Genomic DNA, 14,254 nt, shown 5'->3' on the forward strand with positions numbered 1-14,254 from the left:
TGCTCAGGCGGCTTCGGGCAATGCGTCGGTGCCGGCCGCCGCGTCGGCGACGGCGGCGAGGAACTCCCCGCCCCAGCGCGCGACGTCATGGTCGGCGACGATGGCGGCCATGCGTTCCGCGCGGTAGGCGGCCTCGTCGGGCCCCATTGTAATGGCGCGGTACAGCCTGTCCGTCATCGAATGCGCGTCGTAGGGATTCGTCAGCAGGGCGCCATGCAGTTCGACCGCGGCGCCGGCAAATTCCGACAGGATCAATACGCCCGGCTTGCCGACCGCGTGGCGTGCCGCGATGTATTCCTTCGCGACGAGGTTCAGGCCGTCGCGCAGCGGCGTGATCCACGCGATGTCGCAGGCCGCGTAATGGGCCAGCACGGCCTCGAACGGCAGCGAGCGATAAAAATAGCGTACCGGCACCCAGTCCAGCGTCGAGAAACGCCCGTTGATCCGGCCCACCGTGCGGTCCAGTTCTTCGCGCAGCGTGTCGTAGATCTCCATGCCGGGCGCGGCGGGCGTGATGATGTTCAGCAGCGTGACCTTGCCTGCCAGCGCCGGATGCTGTTCCAGCAGGCGCTCGAACGCCTGCAGCTTTTCCAGCGACCCTTTTACGTAGTCCAGGCGCTCGATCGAGACGATGCCGGTGCGGCCGGCCAGGTAGCCGTCGATCTCGGCGCGATCCGCCGCGACCTGCGGCGTCTGCATCAGGCGCCCGATCAGCGCGACGTCCGTGCCGACCGGATGGGCGCCCAGCGCGACGCGGCGGCCGCCGGCCTCGATCGCCGTCGTCGTCGTGTCGACGCCCAGCGCGCAGCCATAGGTGAGGAAGCGGGGCGCGCACGGGGCGCTGGCGACGACCTCGACCGGTGCACAGGAGCGGGCCGCATCGACGAAGTTCTCGACGTAGCGGGGGATGTGGAAGCCCACGTAGTCGCATTGCAGCAGGCTGGCGACGATGTCGCGGCGCCACGGCAGGATGTTGAAGACGTCGCTGGACGGGAAGGCGGTGTGGTGGAAGAACGCGATCTTCAGGTCCGGGCGCAGCGGGCGCAGGAACGCGGGCACCATCCACAGGTTGTAGTCGTGCACCCAGACCGTGGCGCCTTCCGCCGCCTCGCGCGCGGCCTGCTCGGCGAACAGGCGGTTCACGTCGAGGTAGCGTTCCCAGTGGTCCTGGCGGAATTCGGCGCGGTCCGGGAACGAGAAGATGATCGGCCAGAACGCCTCTTTCGAAAACTTTTTATAGAACAGGTCCACGTCCTCCCCGGTCAGCGCGATGCGCGCCGCCTGCAGGTTCGGATACTGCTCCGGATCGACGGGGACGTGGCTTGCGAAACCGTCCGGATCGCGCGAGTCCTGCTGCGACCACGCGACCCAGGACCCCGTGCGACCGCCCGAAAACAGGCTCAGCAGGGTCGGCATGATGCCGTTCGGGCTTTTCGGGCGGCGCCGCACGGCCACGCCATCCTCGACCGCCTCGTCGAACGGCAACCGGTGGTAGACCATCACGAGTTCCGCCTTGCCGGGCAGGTGCGCGACGTCCGCCGTGCCCGCGTGATGGGCGCGCAGGCCGTGGTGGGCGAGGCCGTCGAGGATGCCGCCGCAGCCGGCATTTTCCGCGATGAACACGCTGGGCATGCGGCGCACGCGCGCGACGAGCGCGGGCTCCGCGCCGCCCACGACCACGCCGCGCAAGCCCGTCTCGAACAGCGACAGGTCGTTCAGGGTGTCGCCCGCCACGACGACGTGGGCCGGGTCGAAGCCGGCCGCATCGATCAGCCGGCGCAGCGCGGGACCCTTGCCGACGCCGCGCGGCAGCACGTCCAGGTAGCGCCCGGCGGAGAACAGCAGCTCGCAGCCGAGCGCCGCCACGGCGCTGCGCAGCGCCGGCGTGACGGCACCCTCGGGCGCGATGAACGAGCAGCGCCGCTCCTGCGGCACGCTCTGGCGTTCCAGTTGCGGAAAGCCAGCCAGCGCCTTCAGCACGGTCTGGCTGCCGGGCCAGCGCGCCGCGATCTCATGGTGCAGCGGTTCCACGGGACGCAGGTTGCCGTGCACGATGGTGGCGCCCACGTCGGCGATGATGTAGTCGGGCGTGGGAATGGTCGGATCGGCCAGCAGGGGCATCACGGATTCCAGTCCGCGGCCCGTGACGAACACGAGCGTGGCGCCCTCCAGGCCGCCGCCGAACAGCTCGCGCACTCTCCGGCGCGCCTCCTGCGGGCCGGCGAGCAGGGTGCCGTCGAGGTCGGTGGCGAGCACGAGCTTGCGCGGATCGAGGTAAGGGGTACGGGAACGGAAAGGCAATGCGGTCATGGTCATCCTTGTCGAGCGATGTCCGCCACGCGGCCCGCTCGAGCGCGGACGTGGCAGGGAGTGAGGCGTGCAGGGCCGCGGCCGGTGGCCGGGTGCGCGCGCAGGAAAGCGGATGCGGCTTGGCATCCACGCGACGGGGACGGTGAGCTTGAAACGGGGCGCCAGCGTGAGGGTAGTATTTATGGTGTGAGACGGCGCACGTCCCCGGTGGAACCCGTCAAGGATAACATTGCAAAATAACATCGACAACCTGTGAGATGATTGCACCGAATCACGGAATGACGAGTTTTTTGGATTGGGTATTGCGCTTTGCTAAAACATCCTCGTATAATGCGGCTCCCCGGGCGGTTAGTTCAGCTGGTTAGAATACTTGGTCGACATCCAAGGGGTCGCAGGTTCGAATCCTGCACCGCCCACCAGAATTCCTCCATATCGCAGGCCTCGAGCCTGTAGAGAAAAGATGCCAAGGTGTCTTTTCTGTGCCGTTCAGCTTGAACGGATTCTCTGATCTCCACGACTCTAGCGTAAAGCGCAACAGGCCGCGTCAGCTTCGCATTTTCCTGTTGCGTCCATCCGTTGCGCGCGCTATACTAGCCGGCTTCGGTGTGGGCCTATCTTTTTTTGGCCCATGCGTTTAAGAGGAAGTTTTTTTAAAACTTCCGATAGTCAACTAGCCCCGCCCAATCGCAGGTGGGAATGGAGAAAAAATGAGCCTGGGCCTTCTCGGTCGCAAGGTTGGCATGATGCGCATCTTCACGGATGACGGTGATTCGATCCCCGTTACCGTGCTGGACGTGTCGAACAACCGTGTTGCGCAAATCAAAACTCCTGAAACTGATGGTTATGCCGCAGTTCAGGTCGTCTTCGGTCAACGTCGCGCTTCCCGCGTGAACAAGGCCGCTGCCGGTCACTACGCCAAAGCTGGCGTCGAAGCTGGCACGATGCTGAAGGAATTCCGCGTCGAAGCCGCTCAAGCCGCTGGTTTCAAAGCTGGCGACGCAGTCAACGTCTCGCTGTTCGAAGTGGGCCAGAAGATCGACGTGCAAGGCACCTCGATCGGTAAGGGCTACGCCGGTACCATCAAGCGTTACAACTTCTCGTCGGGCCGCGCCACCCACGGTAACTCGCGTTCGCACAACGTGCCGGGTTCCATCGGTATGGCACAGGATCCGGGCCGCGTGTTCCCGGGTAAGCGCATGACCGGTCACATGGGTGACGTCACTGTCACGACCCAGAACCTGGAAATCGCCCGTATCGACGCCGAGCGTCAACTGCTGCTGGTTAAGGGTGCCGTTCCTGGCGCCAAGAACGGTCAAGTGATCGTCAAGCCGGCAGTCAAGGTCAAAGCCAAGAAAGGAGCATAAGCGATGGAACTCAAGCTCCTGAATGAGCAAGGTCAAGCTGGCGCCGCAGTCAACGCCGCCGACACCGTGTTCGGCCGTGATTACAACGAAGCCCTGATCCACCAGATCGTGGTCGCCTACGCCGCCAACGCGCGCTCGGGCAACCGCAAGCAGAAGGATCGTGAAGAAGTCTCCCACACGACCAAGAAGCCGTGGCGTCAAAAAGGTACGGGCCGTGCTCGTGCCGGTATGTCGTCGTCGCCGCTGTGGCGCGGTGGTGGTCGTATCTTCCCGAACTCGCCGGACGAGAACTTCTCGCACAAGGTCAACAAGAAGATGCATCGCGCAGGTATCTGCTCGATCTTCTCGCAGCTGGCCCGCGAAGACCGCCTGAGCGTCATCGAGAACCTGACCGTCGAAGCACCGAAGACCAAGCTGCTGTCGCAAAAGCTGCAGGGCATGGGTCTGGACTCGGTCCTGGTGATCACCGACACCATCGATGAAAACCTGCTGCTGGCATCGCGCAACCTGCCGAACGTGCTGGTTGTCGAGCCGAAGCACGCCGACCCGATGTCGCTGGTGTTCTACAAGAAAGTCCTGGTCACCAAAGCTGCTCTGGCCAAGATCGAGGAGATGTACGCATGAGCGCCGCAATCAAATTCAGCGAAGAGCGCCTGATGAAGGTGCTGCTGGCTCCGGTCATTTCCGAAAAGGCGACCTTCGTCGCGGAAAAGAACGAACAGATCGTGTTCAAGGTCCTGCCGGACGCGACCAAGCCGGAAATCAAAGCCGCCGTCGAGCTGCTGTTCAAAGTCGAAGTGGAATCGGTGCAGACCGTGAACCGCGAAGGCAAGCAGAAGCGTTCGGGCCGTTTCACCGGTCGCCGCAACCACACCAAGCGCGCTTTCGTGGCCCTGAAACCGGGCCAGGAAATCAATTTTGTCGAGGAGGCTAAATAATGGCACTCGTTAAGATGAAGCCAACCTCCCCAGGCCGCCGCGGCATGGTGAAGGTTGTGAACCCCGACCTGTACAAGGGTCGTCCGTTCGCAGCCCTGGTTGAGAAGAAATCGAAGACCGCTGGCCGTAACAACAACGGTCACATCACCACCCGCCACATCGGCGGTGGTCACAAGCACCACTACCGCGTGGTCGACTTCAAGCGCAACAAGGACGGTATCCCGGCCAAGGTCGAGCGCATTGAATACGACCCGAACCGCAGCGCGCACATCGCTCTGGTGTGCTACGCCGACGGTTTCCGCGCGTACATCATCGCCACCAAGGGCATGGCCGTGGGCGATACCGTCATGAACGGCTCGGAAGCGCCGATCAAGTCGGGTAACTGCCTGCCGATCCGCAATATCCCGGTCGGTACCACCATGCACTGCGTCGAAATGCTGCCGGGTAAGGGTGCCCAGATGGCCCGTACCGCAGGCGCCGGCGTCGTGCTGATGGCTCGCGAAGGCACCTACGCCCAGGTTCGCCTGCGCTCGGGTGAAGTGCGCCGCGTGCACATCGAGTGCCGCGCAACGGTGGGCGAAGTCGGCAACGGCGAGCACAACCTGCGCAAGATCGGTAAAGCCGGTGCAATGCGTTGGCGCGGTGTCCGCCCGACCGTTCGCGGTGTCGTGATGAACCCGATCGACCACCCGCACGGTGGTGGTGAAGGTCGTACGGCTGCGGGTCGTCACCCGGTGTCGCCATGGGGCCAGCAGACGAAGGGCAAGAAGACGCGTTCGAACAAGCGCACGTCGTCGATGATCGTCTCGCGCCGCGGCAAGAAATAAGGATAAGACATGACTCGTTCATTGAAAAAAGGGCCGTTCATTGACGCCCACCTGGTGAAAAAAGTCGAAACCGCGCAAGCGAACAAAGACAAAAAGCCGGTCAAAACCTGGTCGCGCCGCTCGACGATCACCCCGGACTTCATCGGTCTGACGATCGCCGTCCACAACGGCAAAGTGCACGTGCCGGTGTACGTGTCCGAGAACATGGTGGGTCACAAGCTGGGCGAATTCGCCCTGACCCGCACGTTCAAGGGCCACGCCGCTGACAAGAAGGCGAAGAAATAATGGAAACTAAAGCTATCCTCAAAGGCGTCCGCCTGTCGGAACAGAAAGGCCGCCTCGTCGCCGATCTGATCCGCGGCAAGAAAGTCGACGCCGCGCTGAACATCCTGCAGTTCAGCCCGAAAAAAGGCGCGACCATCATCAAGAAAGTGCTGGAGTCCGCAATCGCGAACGCCGAGCACAACGATGGTGCCGACATCGACGAACTGAAAGTGGTTCAGATCTATGTCGAAAAGGGCCCGATCCTGAAGCGCTTTACGGCACGTGCCAAAGGCCGCGGCGATCGCATTTCCAAACAATCCTGTCACATCTTCGTGACTGTCGGTAACTAAGGAGTCACACGATGGGTCAGAAAATCCACCCAACCGGCTTCCGCCTGGCGGTCACCCGTAACTGGGCATCGCGCTGGTACGCTGGCAACGGCAACTTCGCCGACATGCTGAAGGAAGACCTGGAAGCCCGCGCTTTCCTGAAGAAGAAACTGAAGAACGCCTCCGTCGGCCGCATCGTCATCGAGCGTCCGGCCAAGAACGCGCGCTTCACGATCTACTCGTCGCGTCCGGGCGTCGTCATCGGCAAGAAGGGCGAAGACATCGAAGTCCTGAAGTCGTCGCTGACGAAGATCATGGGCGTGCCGGTGCACGTCAATATCGAAGAAATCCGCAAGCCGGAAATCGACTCGCAGCTGATCGCCGATTCGATCGCCCAGCAGCTCGAAAAACGTATCATGTTCCGTCGCGCCATGAAGCGTGCGATGCAGAACGCGATGCGTCTGGGCGCTGTCGGCATCAAGATCATGTCGTCGGGCCGCCTGAACGGCATCGAGATCGCACGTACCGAATGGTACCGCGAAGGCCGTGTGCCCCTGCACACCCTGCGCGCCGACATCGACTACGGCACCAGCGAAGCCTCGACCACGTACGGCATCATCGGCGTGAAAGTCTGGGTCTACAAGGGTGACCGTTCGCCGACCGGCGAAGCACCGGTGATCGACGTTCCGGCCGACGAGAAAAAGCCGCGCGGTCCGCGTCGTGACGATGGCAAACCGGCTGGCCGTGGCCGCCCGGGCGCCAAGCCAGGTACCGCACCCGCAGGCCGCCGTGCTGCCAAGCCGGCCGCTGAGAAAGCAGGAGAATAAGCATGCTGCAGCCATCCCGCAGAAAGTATCGTAAAGAGCAGAAAGGCCGCAACACCGGCATTTCGCACACCCGCGGCACCGCGGTCTCGTTCGGCGAATTCGGTCTGAAGGCAGTTGCCCGCGGCCGTATCACCGCACGCCAGATCGAAGCTGCACGTCGTGCCATGACCCGTCACATCAAGCGTGGCGGCCGTATCTGGATCCGTATCTTCCCGGACAAGCCGATCTCGAACAAGCCGGCTGAAGTCCGTATGGGTAACGGTAAAGGTAATCCGGAGTACTACGTGGCCGAGATCCAGCCGGGCAAGGTCCTGTACGAAATGGACGGCGTCGCTGAAGAACTGGCGCGCGAAGCCTTCCGTCTGGCTGCCGCCAAACTGCCGCTGGCGACGACGTTCGTCGTGCGTCAAGTCGGTCAATAACAGGAGTTAAGAATGAAAGCAACGGAACTCCGCGGCAAGGACCAGGCAGCTCTGCAACAAGAGCTGAATGAGCTGCTGAAGGCACAGTTCGGCCTGCGCATGCAAATCGCTACGCAGCAACTGACGAACACCGCCCAGCTCAAGAAGGTGCGCCGCGATATCGCGCGTGTCAAGACTGTGATGAACCAGAAGGAAGCCAAATGAACGACACCACTAAAACGGCGCTGAAGCGTACGCTGGTCGGCAAAGTCGTGTCCGACAAGATGGACAAGACGGTGACCGTGCTGATCGAACGTCACGTCAAGCACCCGCTGTACGGCAAGATCATCGTGCGCTCGAACAAGTATCACGCGCACGACGAGACCAACCAGGCGAAAATCGGCGACACCGTCGAGATCGCGGAAGGTCGCCCGATCTCGAAGACGAAGGCTTGGACCCTGACCAAAGTTCTGCAGGTCGCTCCGGTTCTCTGATCCAAAACCGGGGCCTTGTAAAACCGTAGCGAGCTTTGCGCAGTAGGTTTTACAACGCCCCCGGAAAATTTGTCTTGCGTGGCCCGCTGGTATGTGGAATACTAGCGGGCTTCGTTCATGTGTTGCCGCAGTTTGTCCTTCGGTAACTGCGGCCTGCAACGAACATTGGAAAGTCCAATCACCCAAACGTACGCGCTTGCAATGAGTGCGGACGGCGGGACCAAGACTGACCGCAGGCCTACGGTTTTCCGTGGGGTTTCTTCGGCTTAAGTTGGGAAAGAAAATATCATGATTCAAACCGAAAGCCGGCTCGAAGTGGCCGACAATACCGGTGCAAAAGAAGTTCTGTGCATCAAGGTATTGGGCGGCTCCAAGCGCCGTTACGCCAGCATTGGCGACGTGATCAAGGTCACCGTGAAGCAAGCTGCTCCGCGCGGCCGCGTCAAGAAGGGTGAAATCTACAACGCCGTGGTCGTGCGTACCGCTAAAGGTGTGCGCCGCCAGGACGGCTCCCTGGTGAAGTTCGACGGCAATGCCGCCGTCCTGCTGAACAGCAAGCTGGAGCCGATCGGTACCCGCATCTTCGGACCGGTGACGCGCGAACTGCGTACCGAGAAGTTCATGAAGATCGTGTCCCTGGCACCTGAAGTTCTGTAAGGGAGCAGCAATGGATAAGATTCGTAAAAACGACGAAGTCATCGTTCTGGCCGGTAAAGACAAAGGCAAGCGCGGTGTCGTTCAGCAGCGCGTAGATGCTGAGCACGTCATCGTCGAAGGCGTGAACGTGGCCAAGAAGGCCGTCAAGCCGAACCCGATGACCGGCGTAACTGGTGGTATCGTCGACAAGACCATGCCGATTCACGTGTCGAACGTCGCGCTGTTTAACGCAGCGACCGGCAAGGCTGATCGCGTTGGCTTCAAAGAAGTGGATGGCAAAAAAGTCCGCGTCTTCAAGTCGAACGGCGAAGTAGTGAAAGGGTAATGAGAAATGGCCCGTCTCCAACAAGTTTATAAAGACAAAGTCGTTGCCGAACTGACCGAAAAATTCGGTTACAAGTCGGTGATGGAAGTGCCGCGCCTGACCAAGATCACCCTGAACATGGGTCTGTCGGAAGCTGTCGCCGACAAGAAGATCATCGAGCACGCAACCGGCGACCTGACGAAGATCGCTGGCCAGAAGCCGGTCGTGACCAAGGCTCGCAAGGCAATCGCAGGTTTCAAGATCCGCGAAGGCTACCCGATCGGCACGATGGTGACCCTGCGTGGCGCCCGCATGTACGAATTCCTGGACCGTTTCATCACCGTGGCCCTGCCGCGCGTGCGTGACTTCCGTGGCGTCAGCGGCAAATCGTTCGATGGTCGCGGCAACTACAACATCGGCGTCAAAGAGCAGATCATCTTCCCGGAAATCGATTACGACAAGATCGATGCGCTGCGTGGCATGAACATCTCGATCACCACGACCGCTAAGACCGACGAAGAAGCCAAAGCGCTGCTCGCCGCATTCAAATTCCCGTTCCGGAACTAAGAACATGGCAAAACTTGCACTGATTAACCGCGAACAGAAGCGTGCAGACCTGGTGGAGAAATTCGCCGCAAAGCGTGCCGCTCTGAAAGCAATCATCGACGACCAGTCGAAGACCGAAGAAGAGCGTTACGAAGCACGCCTGAAGCTGCAGGCCCTGCCGCGTAACTCGGCGCCGACCCGCCAGCGTAACCGCTGCGCCATGACCGGCCGTCCCCGTGGCACTTTCCGTAAATTCGGTCTGGCCCGTACCAAACTCCGCGAATTCGCCATGAAAGGCGAAATCCCGGGTATGACCAAAGCTAGCTGGTAATAGGAGAATAAGCAATGAGTATGAGCGATCCTATCGCCGATATGCTGACCCGTATTCGCAACGCGCAAGGCGTGCAGAAGACCACCGTCGAAATGCCGTCGTCGAAGCTGAAAGTTGCGATTGCCAACGTCCTGAAGGATGAGGGTTACATCGAAGATTACGCCGTGTCCACCGAAGGTGGCAAGGCTGAACTGAAAATCGGTTTGAAGTACTACGTCGGCCGTCCGGTTATCGAGCGCATCGAGCGCGTCTCCCGTCCTGGCCTGCGCATCTACAAGGGCAAAGACGAGATCCCTCAGGTCATGAACGGCCTGGGCGTGGCGATCGTCTCGACCCCGAAGGGTGTGATGACCGACCGCAAAGCACGCGCTACCGGTGTCGGTGGCGAAGTGATTTGCTACGTGGCTTAAGGAGTAGACGATGTCTCGAGTAGCTAAGATGCCAATCGCCGTCCCGGCCGGTACCGATGTCGCGATCAACGCGTCGTCGATCACCGTCAAGGGCCCGCTGGGCACCCTGACCCAGCCGCTGAACGGCCTGGTCAAAGTGGAAAACAACAATGGCACGCTGACCTTTGACGTGATCGACGATTCCCGCGAATCGAACGCCATGTCGGGCACCCTGCGTGCACTGGTGAACAACATGGTGACCGGTGTCACCAAAGGTTTCGAAAAGCGCCTGACCCTGGTCGGCGTGGGTTACAAGGCCGCCGTCCAAGGCAACGCCCTGAACCTGTCGCTGGGCTTCTCGCACCCTGTGCTGCACGCGATGCCGGAAGGCGTCACCGCAGCGACCCCGACCCCGACCGAGATCCTGATCAAGGGTATCAACCGTCAACAGGTCGGTCAGGTTGCCGCAGAAGTGCGCGCTTACCGCTCGCCTGAGCCGTACAAAGGCAAGGGTGTCCGTTATGCGGACGAAGTGGTGAAGCTTAAAGAAACCAAGAAGAAATAATCGGAGCTGACGATGGACAAGAAAGAATCGCGTCTGCGTCGCGGACGCCAAACCCGCATCAAGATCGCGCAGCTGGGCGTGAACCGCCTGTCGGTGCACCGCACGAACCTGCACATCTATGCGAACCTGATCAGCCCGGATGCGAAGGTCCTGGTTTCGGCTTCGACGCTGGAAGCAGAAGTGCGCGCCGAGCTGGGCGGCAAGTCGGGTGCCGGCGGCAACGCCGCTGCAGCCGCACTGGTTGGCAAGCGCGTCGCAGAAAAAGCACTGAAAGCAGGGATCACCGAAGTCGCATTCGACCGTTCGGGTTTCCGTTACCACGGCCGTGTGAAGGCGCTGGCAGAAGCCGCGCGCGAAGCTGGTCTGAAGTTCTAAGGAAGAATCGTCATGGCAAAAATGCAAGCGAAAATGGCAAGCGACAAGCCGGATGATGGCATGCGCGAGAAAATGATCGCGATCAACCGTGTGACCAAAGTGGTCAAGGGTGGTCGTATCATGGGTTTTGCAGCGCTGACCGTTGTCGGTGACGGCGATGGCCGCATCGGCATGGGCAAAGGCAAGTCGAAGGAAGTTCCGGTCGGCGTGCAAAAAGCGATGGAAGAAGCCCGCCGCAACCTGATCAAGGTGCCCCTGAAGAACGGTACGCTGCAGCACTCCGTCACCGGCCGCCACGGCGCGTCGTACGTGATGATGTCGCCGGCCAAGCCGGGTACCGGCGTGATCGCAGGTGGCGCAATGCGCGCAATCTTCGAAGTCATGGGCGTGACCGACGTCGTCGCCAAGTCGACCGGTTCGTCGAACCCGTACAACCTGGTTCGCGCGACCCTCGACGGTCTGGCAAAAATGAGCACTCCGGCCGACATCGCTGCCAAGCGCGGCAAGTCGGTGGAAGAGATCCTGGGTTAAGGGGAATAACTATGGCAAACACCATCAAAGTCAAGCTGGTCAAAGGCCTGATCGGTACCCGCCAGGATCACCGCGCCACCGTGCGCGGTCTGGGTCTGCGTCGTGTCAACTCGGTTTCCGAGCTGCAGGACACCCCGGCGATCCGCGGCATGATCAACAAGGTCAACTACCTCGTGAAAATTGTCGACTAAGCTGCGGCTTGGTCAACGGAGAAAATAATGCAACTCAATACCATCCAACCCGCTGAAGGCGCGAAACACGCCAAGCGCCGCGTCGGTCGCGGTATCGGCTCGGGCCTGGGCAAGACCGCCGGCCGCGGCCACAAGGGTCAGAAATCGCGTTCGGGCGGCTTCCACAAAGTCGGCTTCGAAGGCGGTCAGATGCCTCTGCAGCGCCGTCTGCCGAAGCGTGGCTTCAAGTCGCTGAACGCTACGTTCAAGGCTGAAGTGCGTCTGTCGGACCTGAACAACCTGGCCGTTGCCGACGTCGACGTCCTGGTGCTCAAGCAAGCCGGCGTGCTGCCGGTCGTCGCTCGCGACGTGCGCGTGATCCTGTCGGGCGAAATCACCAAAGCGGTGAACCTGAAAGGCATCAAGGCAACCGCTGGCGCGAAAGCAGCGATCGAAGCAGCTGGCGGCTCGGTCGCCTAAACGCGACCGCTGCCTGATCGGAGCAAAAATTGGCGACTAATTCACAACTTGGTAAAAGCGCTGCATCCGGTTTCCCCTGGGGCCGGTTGTGGTTCTTGCTTGGCGCATTGGTCGTGTACCGTATCGGAGCTCATATCCCGGTCCCCGGGATTGATCCGGTCGCCATGGCCCAGCTGTTCAAGCAGAACGAGGGCGGCATTCTCGGCATGTTCAACATGTTCTCGGGCGGTGCCTTGTCTCGTTTTGCCGTGTTCGCACTTGGCATCACGCCGTACATTTCGGCTTCGATCATCATGCAGCTGGTGTCGATCGTCTCGCCGCAGATGGAGGCACTGAAGAAGGAGGGCGAGGCCGGCCGCCGCAAGATCACCCAGTACACCCGTTACTTCACGGTCGTGCTGGCTCTGTTCCAGGCGTTCGGTATCGCCGTCGCGCTCGAGGCGCAGCAAGGCCTCGTGCTCGATCCGGGCATGGGCTTCCGCCTCGTGACCGTCGTGACCCTGCTGACCGGCACCATGTTCCTCATGTGGCTGGGCGAGCAGATCACCGAGCGTGGTCTTGGCAACGGTATCTCGATCATCATTTTTGCCGGTATCGCAGCTGGTCTGCCGGGCGCACTGAGTGGCTTGTTCACCCTGGTGTCGAACGGTTCGATCGGTAGCTTCTCCGCGATCGTCATCGTGATTCTGGTAGCCCTGGTGACTTACGCTGTCGTGTTCGTCGAACGCGGCCAGCGCAAGATCCTGGTGAATTACGCGAAACGCCAGGTCGGTAACAAGATCTATGGTGGCCAAACCAGCCACCTGCCGCTGAAGCTGAACATGGCTGGGGTGATCCCGCCGATCTTCGCTTCGTCGATCATCCTGTTCCCGGCCACGATCGTCGACTGGTTCACGCGCGGCAAAGATGTCAACAGCCCCGTCGTCGGGTTCCTGAAAGACCTCGCTGCCTCGCTGAGCCCGGGCGAACCGATCCACGCGTTGCTGTATGCGGTGGCCATCGTGTTCTTCTGCTTCTTCTACACGGCGCTGGTATTCAACAGCAAGGAAACGGCGGACAACTTGAAGAAGAGCGGCGCGTTTGTACCGGGCATCCGTCCGGGCGAGCAGACCGCACGCTACATCGACAAGATCCTGATGCGCCTGACCCTGGCCGGTGCAGTCTATATCACGCTGGTGTGCCTGGTGCCGGAGTTCTTCCAGAGCCAGTGGAAAGTACCTTTCTACTTTGGCGGAACCTCGCTCCTGATCATCGTGGTCGTCACGATGGATTTCATGGCGCAGGTGCAGAACTACGTCATGTCGCAGCAATATGAATCGCTGCTGCGCAAGGCTAATTTCAAGGGCGGTATCCCGTCGCGTTGAGCGGCTGGCGCCCCCAGGAGTGAATAGACCGAATGGCAAAAGACGACGTCATCCAAATGCAAGGGGAGATTCTGGAGAACCTCCCGAACGCGACCTTTCGCGTGAAGCTGGAAAACGGGCACGTGGTGCTTGGACATATCTCGGGTAAAATGCGGATGAATTACATCCGCATTCTTCCGGGTGACAAGGTAACGGTGGAACTGACCCCTTACGACTTGTCCCGGGCCCGCATCGTGTTCCGCACCAAGTAAAACTAATCAAGTTATCGAATCTGGAAGAGAGTGCAAAATGAAAGTTAACGCTTCAGTCAAGCGGATCTGCCGCAACTGCAAGATCATCAAGCGCAAGGGCGTGGTCCGTGTGATCTGCGTCGAGCCGCGTCACAAGCAGCGTCAAGGTTAATACGAGGAATATCGAATGGCACGTATTGCAGGGGTCAACGTCCCCAATCACCAGCACACCGTCATCGGCCTGACGGCGATCTATGGTATCGGCCGTACCCGCTCGAAGCAGATCTGCGAATCGACCGGCGTTGCGACCAACAAGAAGGTCAAGGACCTGGACGACAACGAGCTGGAAAAGCTGCGTGATGCAGTCGGCAAGTTCGTGGTCGAGGGCGACCTGCGCCGTGAGCTGTCCATGAGCATCAAGCGTCTGATGGACCTGGGCTGCTACCGCGGCATGCGTCACCGCAAGGGCCTGCCGGTCCGCGGTCAACGCACCCGTACCAATGCACGTACCCGCAAGGGCCCGCGCAAGGCAGCTCAATCGCTCAAGAAATAATCTAG

The 14,254-nt window shown here is 60.7% G+C and carries 25 protein-coding genes and 1 tRNA gene; 25 read left to right on the top strand and 1 reads right to left on the bottom strand.

What is annotated here, in order from left to right:
- Positions 1-3: 3 nt before the first annotated feature.
- Entirely contained in the window at positions 4-2,310 is a 2,307-nt protein-coding gene (ggpS, locus tag ACEN98_RS17285; protein ID WP_413386106.1) for a glucosylglycerol-phosphate synthase, read from the bottom strand.
- A 342-nt stretch (positions 2,311-2,652) separates the two neighbouring features.
- Between ggpS and ACEN98_RS17290 the strand changes: the two genes are divergently transcribed.
- The 25 genes from ACEN98_RS17290 (at position 2,653) to rpsM (ending at position 14,249) form a co-directional block, all read left to right on the top strand.
- Positions 2,653-2,729: transfer RNA gene (locus tag ACEN98_RS17290), tRNA-Val, on the top strand.
- A 288-nt stretch (positions 2,730-3,017) separates the two neighbouring features.
- Positions 3,018-3,674, top strand: a complete 657-nt coding sequence (rplC, locus tag ACEN98_RS17295; protein WP_036240330.1) for a 50S ribosomal protein L3 — start codon at positions 3,018-3,020, stop codon at positions 3,672-3,674.
- Between the two features lie 3 nt (positions 3,675-3,677).
- Positions 3,678-4,298 (top strand): 50S ribosomal protein L4, encoded by a 621-nt coding sequence (rplD, locus tag ACEN98_RS17300; RefSeq protein WP_056126492.1) that lies wholly within the window; start codon positions 3,678-3,680, stop codon positions 4,296-4,298.
- The gene (gene rplW, locus ACEN98_RS17305) at positions 4,295-4,612 is read left to right on the top strand and encodes a 50S ribosomal protein L23 (RefSeq protein WP_036240333.1); all 318 of its coding nucleotides are present in this window, start codon (positions 4,295-4,297) and stop codon (positions 4,610-4,612) included. The genes rplD and rplW overlap by 4 nt, the downstream gene beginning before the upstream one ends.
- Complete coding sequence (rplB, locus tag ACEN98_RS17310) at positions 4,612-5,439, top strand: 50S ribosomal protein L2 (RefSeq protein ID WP_105378895.1); 828 nt, start codon at positions 4,612-4,614, stop codon at positions 5,437-5,439. Before rplW ends, rplB begins: the two co-directional genes overlap by 1 nt.
- A 9-nt stretch (positions 5,440-5,448) precedes the next feature.
- Entirely contained in the window at positions 5,449-5,724 is a 276-nt protein-coding gene (gene rpsS, locus ACEN98_RS17315) for a 30S ribosomal protein S19 (RefSeq protein WP_056449183.1), read from the top strand.
- A complete protein-coding gene (gene rplV, locus ACEN98_RS17320; protein WP_179966292.1) occupies positions 5,721-6,053 on the top strand; it encodes a 50S ribosomal protein L22 in 333 nt (110 codons plus the stop codon). Before rpsS ends, rplV begins: the two co-directional genes overlap by 4 nt.
- Before the next feature lie 11 nt (positions 6,054-6,064).
- On the top strand, positions 6,065-6,859 hold the full coding sequence (gene rpsC / locus ACEN98_RS17325; RefSeq protein ID WP_036240339.1) for a 30S ribosomal protein S3: 795 nt from the start codon (positions 6,065-6,067) through the stop codon (positions 6,857-6,859).
- A gap of 2 nt (positions 6,860-6,861) precedes the next feature.
- Positions 6,862-7,281 carry a 50S ribosomal protein L16 gene (gene rplP / locus ACEN98_RS17330; protein ID WP_005663456.1) on the top strand — a complete coding sequence of 140 codons (420 nt, stop codon included), beginning with the start codon at positions 6,862-6,864 and terminating at the stop codon, positions 7,279-7,281.
- Positions 7,282-7,293: 12 nt separating this feature from the next.
- Positions 7,294-7,485: a 50S ribosomal protein L29 gene (rpmC, locus tag ACEN98_RS17335; protein WP_036240341.1), complete on the top strand. Its 192-nt coding sequence runs from the start codon at positions 7,294-7,296 to the stop codon at positions 7,483-7,485.
- Complete coding sequence (rpsQ, locus tag ACEN98_RS17340; RefSeq protein WP_036240344.1) at positions 7,482-7,754, top strand: 30S ribosomal protein S17; 273 nt, start codon at positions 7,482-7,484, stop codon at positions 7,752-7,754. The genes rpmC and rpsQ overlap by 4 nt, the downstream gene beginning before the upstream one ends.
- A 288-nt stretch (positions 7,755-8,042) precedes the next feature.
- Complete coding sequence (gene rplN, locus ACEN98_RS17345; protein WP_056126494.1) at positions 8,043-8,411, top strand: 50S ribosomal protein L14; 369 nt, start codon at positions 8,043-8,045, stop codon at positions 8,409-8,411.
- Positions 8,412-8,421: 10 nt separating this feature from the next.
- Positions 8,422-8,736, top strand: a complete 315-nt coding sequence (rplX, locus tag ACEN98_RS17350) for a 50S ribosomal protein L24 (protein WP_036240348.1) — start codon at positions 8,422-8,424, stop codon at positions 8,734-8,736.
- A 6-nt stretch (positions 8,737-8,742) separates the two neighbouring features.
- Positions 8,743-9,282: a 50S ribosomal protein L5 gene (gene rplE / locus ACEN98_RS17355; protein ID WP_036240349.1), complete on the top strand. Its 540-nt coding sequence runs from the start codon at positions 8,743-8,745 to the stop codon at positions 9,280-9,282.
- 4 nt (positions 9,283-9,286) lie between these two features.
- Complete coding sequence (rpsN, locus tag ACEN98_RS17360; protein WP_036240351.1) at positions 9,287-9,592, top strand: 30S ribosomal protein S14; 306 nt, start codon at positions 9,287-9,289, stop codon at positions 9,590-9,592.
- Positions 9,593-9,606: 14 nt separating this feature from the next.
- A complete protein-coding gene (gene rpsH / locus ACEN98_RS17365; protein ID WP_036240352.1) occupies positions 9,607-10,002 on the top strand; it encodes a 30S ribosomal protein S8 in 396 nt (131 codons plus the stop codon).
- 10 nt (positions 10,003-10,012) lie between these two features.
- Positions 10,013-10,546 (top strand): 50S ribosomal protein L6, encoded by a 534-nt coding sequence (gene rplF, locus ACEN98_RS17370; protein ID WP_056126497.1) that lies wholly within the window; start codon positions 10,013-10,015, stop codon positions 10,544-10,546.
- Between the two features lie 12 nt (positions 10,547-10,558).
- Positions 10,559-10,921: a 50S ribosomal protein L18 gene (gene rplR, locus ACEN98_RS17375; RefSeq protein ID WP_036240357.1), complete on the top strand. Its 363-nt coding sequence runs from the start codon at positions 10,559-10,561 to the stop codon at positions 10,919-10,921.
- 12 nt (positions 10,922-10,933) lie between these two features.
- Positions 10,934-11,452 carry a 30S ribosomal protein S5 gene (rpsE, locus tag ACEN98_RS17380; RefSeq protein WP_036240359.1) on the top strand — a complete coding sequence of 173 codons (519 nt, stop codon included), beginning with the start codon at positions 10,934-10,936 and terminating at the stop codon, positions 11,450-11,452.
- Between the two features lie 11 nt (positions 11,453-11,463).
- Complete coding sequence (gene rpmD, locus ACEN98_RS17385; RefSeq protein WP_036240361.1) at positions 11,464-11,643, top strand: 50S ribosomal protein L30; 180 nt, start codon at positions 11,464-11,466, stop codon at positions 11,641-11,643.
- Positions 11,644-11,670: 27 nt separating this feature from the next.
- Positions 11,671-12,102, top strand: coding sequence for a 50S ribosomal protein L15 (gene rplO / locus ACEN98_RS17390; protein WP_036240364.1), 432 nt, complete (start codon positions 11,671-11,673; stop codon positions 12,100-12,102).
- A 29-nt stretch (positions 12,103-12,131) separates the two neighbouring features.
- A complete protein-coding gene (secY, locus tag ACEN98_RS17395; protein WP_413339836.1) occupies positions 12,132-13,466 on the top strand; it encodes a preprotein translocase subunit SecY in 1,335 nt (444 codons plus the stop codon).
- 32 nt (positions 13,467-13,498) lie between these two features.
- Complete coding sequence (gene infA, locus ACEN98_RS17400; RefSeq protein ID WP_005663428.1) at positions 13,499-13,717, top strand: translation initiation factor IF-1; 219 nt, start codon at positions 13,499-13,501, stop codon at positions 13,715-13,717.
- A 37-nt stretch (positions 13,718-13,754) separates the two neighbouring features.
- Positions 13,755-13,868: a 50S ribosomal protein L36 gene (gene rpmJ / locus ACEN98_RS17405; protein ID WP_005663407.1), complete on the top strand. Its 114-nt coding sequence runs from the start codon at positions 13,755-13,757 to the stop codon at positions 13,866-13,868.
- Positions 13,869-13,883: 15 nt separating this feature from the next.
- A complete protein-coding gene (gene rpsM / locus ACEN98_RS17410) occupies positions 13,884-14,249 on the top strand; it encodes a 30S ribosomal protein S13 (RefSeq protein WP_036240369.1) in 366 nt (121 codons plus the stop codon).
- The last annotated feature ends 5 nt before the right edge of the window (positions 14,250-14,254 follow it).

It is taken from the genome of Massilia sp. CT11-137 (assembly GCF_047302885.1).
In the GTDB taxonomy this organism is placed as follows: domain Bacteria; phylum Pseudomonadota; class Gammaproteobacteria; order Burkholderiales; family Burkholderiaceae_D; genus Telluria; species Telluria orientalis.